Origin of the sequence: Paenirhodobacter enshiensis (assembly GCF_000740785.1) — a bacterium.
Lineage (GTDB): Bacteria > Pseudomonadota > Alphaproteobacteria > Rhodobacterales > Rhodobacteraceae > Rhodobacter > Rhodobacter enshiensis.
Window position 1 is genome coordinate 1 of sequence record NZ_JFZB01000086.1, and the last position, 522, is coordinate 522.

Genomic DNA, 522 nt, shown 5'->3' on the forward strand with positions numbered 1-522 from the left:
TGGAGACCGCGATGCGCGCGGGCGAGATCGCCGGGCTGGTGTGGGATCGCGTCGACCTCACGAAGCGCGTCGCGCATCTGGACCACACGAAGAACGGCCGGCCGCGCGATGTGCCCTTGTCGAGCGAGGCGGTGCGCCTGCTGGAAGCCCTGCCCCATGTGGACCCGGTGTTTGGGCTGGAGAGCCGTCAGCTCGATGCGCTGTGGCGCAAGCTGCGGGATCGCGCGGGCGTCGCCGGGCTGACCTTCCACGACAGCCGGCACGCCGCGATCACGCGGCTGTCGAAGAAGCTTGATGTCCTCGCGCTGGCGCGGATGGTCGGACATACGGATCTTCGGCAGTTGCAGACGTATTACAACGAGACGGCGGAAGAACTTGCGCGGCGGCTGGACTGACAATGCGCCCCCCCCCGGAGAAAACCATGCGTTACTACATCGCTATCGTGAACCATGACGAAGGCCACGCCTATGGCCTGACCTTCCCCGACCTTCCCGGTGCGTTTGCCGCGGCTGATACCTGGGA

Annotated in this window: 2 protein-coding genes; both read left to right on the forward strand. The window is 66.3% G+C overall.

What is annotated here, in order from left to right:
* Positions 1-395 (forward strand): site-specific integrase (locus CG50_RS16000; protein WP_036640663.1); only part of this gene is annotated, 395 nt, incomplete at its 5' end.
* Between the two features lie 26 nt (positions 396-421).
* The coding region (locus CG50_RS16405) for a type II toxin-antitoxin system HicB family antitoxin (RefSeq protein ID WP_211248647.1) at positions 422-522 on the forward strand (101 nt) is incomplete at its 3' end.